The sequence below is a fragment of the Streptomyces sp. TRM68367 genome, from assembly GCF_014495685.1.
GTDB lineage: Bacteria > Actinomycetota > Actinomycetes > Streptomycetales > Streptomycetaceae > Streptomyces.
Genome location: NZ_JACTVI010000192.1, coordinates 1 through 5,892 on the forward strand (window position 1 = coordinate 1; position 5,892 = coordinate 5,892).

Here is a 5,892-nt window from a genome sequence, read left to right on the forward strand (position 1 = left end):
CTGATCATCGGCCCGCCCCACGAACTCCAGCACACCCTCGGCCGACCACCGCACCACATCACCCGTGCGATACATACGAGAGCCCGCCAGACCGAACGGATCGGCCACGAACCGCTCCCCCGTAAGCCCCGGACGCCCCAGATACCCCCGCGCCAGCTGAACGCCGCCGAGGTACAGCTCACCGGTCACGCCGGGCGGCACCGGCCGCAGTCCGGCGTCCAGGACGTGCACGGTGGTGTTCCACACCGGGCGGCCGATCGGGACGCCCGAGCGGCCGGGTTCGAGGCAGTGCCAGGCGGTGACGTCGACGGACGCCTCGGTGGGACCGTAGAGGTTGTGCAGTTCGGCGTCGAGGAGCCGGGAGAAGCGCTCGGCGACGCCGGCCGGCAGTTCCTCGCCGCTGCAGATCACTCGACGCAGACTGGTGCAGTCCACGGCCGTGGGCTCGGCGAGGAAGACGGAGAGCATCGACGGCACGAAGTGGACGGTGGTGATGCGTTCGCGTCGTATCAGGTCCGTCAGGTACGCCGGGTCCTTGTGCCCCTCGGGCCGGGCCACGACCAGGGTCGCGCCGGTGATCAGCGGCCAGAAGAACTCCCAGACCGACACGTCGAAGGACGCCGGGGTCTTCTGCAGGACGCGGTCGTCGCCTCCCAGCCGGTAGGTGTGCTGCATCCACAGCAGCCGGTTGACGATGCCGCGGTGCGGAACGACCACGCCCTTGGGCCGGCCCGTGGAGCCCGAGGTGTAGATGACGTACGCCGGATGGTGCGGCAGCGGCGGCTCGGCCGGGTCCGCGACCGGACGACCGTCCGTGTCGGGCAGGTGGTCGAGCGTCAGGACCGGGGCGGCGTCGTCGAGCATGAAAGCGATGCGCTCCGGCGGGTAGCCGGGGTCGACCGGCAGATAGGCGGCGCCCGACTTGACCACGCCGAGCAGCGCGACGACGAGGTCGAGGCCGCGCGGGAGCGACACACCCACCACGCTCTCGGGGCCGGCACCGCGTTCCCGCAGCCAGTGCGCCAGGCGGGTCGCGCGGGCGTCGAGCTCGGCGTAGGTGAGGGTCCGGCCCTCGAAGACGACGGCGGCCGCGTCCGGTGTGCGCGCCGCCTGATCGGCGAGGAGGGCTGCGAGGGTGGTCTCCGGGACGGGGTGCGCCGTGCGGTTCCATTCCTTCAGCCGGGCCTCCTCGGCCGGTTCAAGGAGACCGGCGGCGGAGATCGGCTCCTGCGGGGCGGCGGTCAGCCGGCCGAGCAGGCCCACCAGGCGGCTGGTAAGGGCGCGGGCGGTGGCGCGGTCGAACAGGTCGGTGCTGTACAGCAGCGCACCGCGCAGCCCGGCGGCCCCGCCGCTCGCGGAGCGGCGCTCGCCGAAGCCGAACAGCAGGTCGAACTTGGCGACGGGAGCGTCCACGGCGTGGAACTCCACGTCGTCGCCGAAGAGTTCGCCGACGCTGTCGTCGGCCACCCGGTCCTCGGTGGTGTCGAAGGTCAGCATGGTCTGGAACAGCGGGTGGCGGGCGAGGGAGCGCCGGGGGTTGAGCGCCTCCACGAGCCGCTCGAACGGCAGGTCGGCGTGGGCGTATGCGGCCAGGTCCACTTCCCGGACCCTGGCCACCAGCTCGCCGAAGGAGGGATCGCCGGAGACATCGGTGCGCAGCACGAGGGAGTTGACGAAGAAGCCGACCAGGTCCTCCACCGCCTCGTCGGTGCGCCCCGCCACCGGGGTGCCGAGGGGGATGTCGTCGCCCGCGCCGATCCGGGAGAGCAGTACCGCGAGTGCCGCCTGGACGACCATGAAAACGCTGGCGCCACTGTCCCGGGCGACCCTGAGCACGCCCTCGTGGATGTCGGCGGGGACGTCGAAGGTGATGCGCTCGCCCCGGTACGAGGCCGCGACCGGTCGCGGCCGGTCGTAGGGCAGGGCGAGTTCCTCGGGGAGGTCCGCCAAGCTCTCGGTCCAGTAGGCGAGCTGGCGTGCCGCGAGGCTCTCGGGGTCGTCCGCAAAACCGAGTTCACGGCGCTGCCACAGCGCGTAGTCGGCGTACTGCGCCGGCAACGGCGGCCGCTCGGGCGCGCGTCCGGACCGGCGGGCGGCATAGGCGGTGGCGACGTCCCTGACCAGAACGGGAAGGGACCAGCCGTCGGCGGCGATGTGGTGCACCACGAAGAGCAGCACGGCTCCGCCGCCTTCCAGGGTGAACAGCCAGCTCCGCCAGGGGGCTTCCGTCGCGAGGTCGATGCTGCGGCGGGCGGCCTCCCGCAGCTGGTCGTCGAGGCGGTCCTCGTCGGTCGTCACGACGTGCAGAGCGGGGTGCGCGGCCGGGCCGCTCAGCAGTACCTGCCGGGCGCCCTGCTCGTCCTCGGTGAACCGGGTGCGCAGGACCTCGTGCCGGTCGGCGGTGTCGGCGAGCGCGGCACGCAGTGCGTCCGGGTCGGGGTGGTGGGTGAACCGCAGTGCGAGCGGGATGTTGTAGGTGTCGCTCGGTCCCTCGAAGCGGTGGAGGAACCACAGGCGCTCCTGCCCGTAGGACAGCGGCACCCGGTCGGGGCGGTCGGTCGCGGTCACCGGGACCCGTGCCGGGCCGCGTGCCGTGGCCTCTCCGAGGGCGGCGGCGAGCACGGCCACCGTGGGGGTCCTGAAGAGCTGGCGGATGGTGATCTCCGCGCCGAAGGCGGAGCGTATCCGGGCCGCGAGCGCGGTGCCCAGCAACGAGTGTCCGCCCAGGTCGAAGAAGCTCTCGTCGATGCCGACGCGGGCGACACCGAGGACCTCGGCGAAAAGCTCGCACAGCAGTTCCTCGCGCGGGTCGCGGGGGCCTCGGCCCTGCGTCTCGGCGGACCGGTCCGGCTCGGGCAGGGCCGCGCGGTCCAGCTTCCCGCTGAGGGTGACCGGGAGGGCGTCCAGCGTGACGAACGCCGACGGAACCATGTACTCGGGCAGGACAGCGGCGACATGACCGCGCAGGGCCACCGTGCCAGCGGGCTCGCCGTGCGGCACGACGTAGGCGACCAGGCGGCGGTCGCCCGGGCGGTCCTCCCGGACGACGACGGCGCACTGCGCCACGGCCTCGTGGGCCGCGAGTACGGACTCGATCTCGGCCGGCTCGATGCGGAAGCCCCGGATCTTGACCTGGCCGTCGGCCCGGCCGACGAACTCCAGGAGACCGTCGGCCGTCCACCGGACCACGTCACCGGTGCGGTACATGCGGCTGCCGGGCGAGCCGAACGGGTCGGCGACGAAGCGTTCTCCGGTGAGAGCGGGCCGGTTCAGGTAGCCACGGGCAAGGCCCACCCCCGCCACGTACAGCTCGCCGGGGACTCCGGCCGGGACCGGGCGCAGGGCGTCGTCGAGCACGAACACGCGGGTGTTGACGGAGGGGCGGCCGATCGGGACGGCCCCCTCCGCGTCGGGGTCGCACGGGTGGAAGGCGGCGTCGACGGTGGTCTCGGTCGGACCGTAGGCGTTGAACACCCGGTGGCGGCTCGCCCAGCGCGCCACCAGTCCGGGTGACGAGGCCTCCCCCGCGAGGATCACCGTGCGTCCCGCCGGGAGGGCGTCGGGCGACAGCTGGCCCAGCGCGGCGGGCGGAATCGTGGCGTGGGTGATGTGCCGGTCGCTGAGCAGCCGTTGCAGCGGTTCGCCCGCGGCGCGCTCCTCGGGAGCGGCGATCACCAGGGCGGCGCCGGCCAGCCAGGCCATGCAGAACTCCGAGACGGACGCGTCGAAGCTCACCGAGGCGAACTGGAGTACGCGGCTGTCGGCCTCGACGCCGAATCCGGCGATCTGGGTCGCGGCGAGCGAGGCCACGCCGGCGTGCGTGACGACTACGCCCTTGGGACGGCCGGTGGATCCCGAGGTGTGGATGACGTAGGCGGGGTGGTCGGGGCGCAGCGGCCGGACGCGGTCGGCGTCGGTCACCTCGGCGGTGTCGTACGCGACCGCCCGCACCGCGGGGTCGTCCAGGAGGAGGGTGGTCGGTGGCGCGGCGGGCAGCCGGTCGCGTACGGAGGACACGGTGACCAGCACGGCCGGGGCGGCGTCCGCCATCACCTGCCGGATGCGCTCCCGTGGGTAGTCGGGGTCGATCGGCACGTAGGCGGCGCCCGACTTGAGGATGCCCAGCAGGGCGACCGCGAGGTCGAGGGAGCGGGGCACGGCGAGAGCGACGAAGGACTCGGGTCCCGCACCGAGCCCGATCAGGGCGCGGGCCAACTGGTTGGAGCGGGCGTCGAGCTCGGCGTAGTCGATCGACTCACCCGCGTACTCGACGGCCACGGCGGAGGGCGTGCGCCGGGCCTGGGCGGTGAAGAGGCTGGGCCAGGTGGCCTCCGGGACGGCCCGCTCGGTGGCGTTCCACTCGACGAGCATGCGGTGGCGCTCCGCCGGGTCCAGGATCTGCAGTTCATGGATCGATCGCGCCGGGTCTGCGACGGCCGCCTCCAGGATCCGCAGGAGGCGTGTGACGAGGAGCATGGCCGTCGCGGGCTCGTAGAGGTCACTGCTGTAGCGGATGCCGCCGTCCATGCCGGCCGGGGCGCCGTCCCCTGTGAAGCGCTCACCGAGGTCGATCGACAGGTCGAATTCGGCGCCTCCGGTGTCGGTGTCGAGGAGTTCGGCCTCGATGCCGGGGATGCGGCCCAGCGCGTCCATGCCGTCCTGGCGGAAGGTGTTCTGGTAGCTGAGCATCACCTGGAAGAGGGGATGCCGGGACAGCGAACGGTCGGGGTTGAGGGCGTCGACGAGCGACTCGAACGGCACGTCCTGGTGGGCGTACGCGGCCACGTCGGTGGCGCGCACCCGCTCCAGGAGTTCGCCGAACGTCGGCGATCCGGAGGTGTCCGTGCGCAGCACGACGGTGTTGACGAAGACGCCGACGAGCTCTTCCACCGAGGAATCGACCCGGCCCGCGACGGGGCTGCCGATGGGGATGTCGGTGCCGGCGCCCAGCCTGGTCAGCAGGGCCGCGAACGCGGCCTGGACGACCATGAAGACACTGGTCCTCGTCTCCTCGGCCAGCCTGCGCACCCCGGCGTGCAGGGACGCGGGCACCTCGAACTCGAGGCGCCGGCCCCGGTGCGTGGCCACGGCGGGCCGCGGCCGGTCCGTGGGCAGGTCGAGGACGTCCGGGATGCCGTCGAGGGTCTGCTTCCAGTAGGCCAGCTGCCGGGACAGGGTGCTGTCGCGGTCGGCCTCGGAGCCCATGGCGCGGTGCTGCCACAGGGTGAAGTCCGCGTACTGGAGGGCAAGTTCGGGCCACTCGGGGGCCAGGCCGCCGGCTCGCGCGGTGTAGGCGGTGGCGAGGTCGCGCACCAGCCGGTCCATCGACCAGCCGTCTCCCGCCACATGGTGCAGCAACAGCAGCAGGACGTGCTGCCCCGGAGCGTCCGCGAGGGTGAACAGACGGGCGCGCAGCGGGGTGTCGGCCGTCAGGTCGTAGCGGTAACGGACGGCCGTGGCCAGCTCGTCGTCGAGGTGTGCGGTGGCGGTGGCGACGGCTTCGAACACGCCGGGTGCCGCGTCCGGGGGCAGCACGATCTGCCTGAGCCCCTCCTGGTCCTCCGCGAAGACGGTGCGCAGCGGTTCGTGCCGGGCCACGATGTCGTCAAGGGCGGCTCGCAGCGCGGCCACGTCGAGAGACCCGGACAGCCGCAGGGCGGCCGGAATGTTGTAGGTGGCGCTGGCTCCGTCGAGTCGGTCGAGGAACCACCAACGGTGCTGGGCGAACGAAGCCGGGACCCGCTGCGGACGCGGGTCGACGCGGTGCGGGACGAGCAGGTCGGCCCGGTCCCGGCCGGTGGCGTCGAGGACGGTGGCCAGGCGGGCGACGGTGGGCGCGTCGAACAACTCCCGGATCGACAGCTCCACCCCCAACGCCCCACGAACCCGGCT

General features: G+C 73.0%; 1 protein-coding gene. It reads right to left on the bottom strand.

Features of this window, described 5'->3' with window-relative positions; genetic code table 11:
* A partial coding sequence (locus H8R17_RS44055; protein ID WP_187828782.1) for a non-ribosomal peptide synthetase occupies positions 1-5,892 on the bottom strand: 5,892 nt, incomplete at both ends.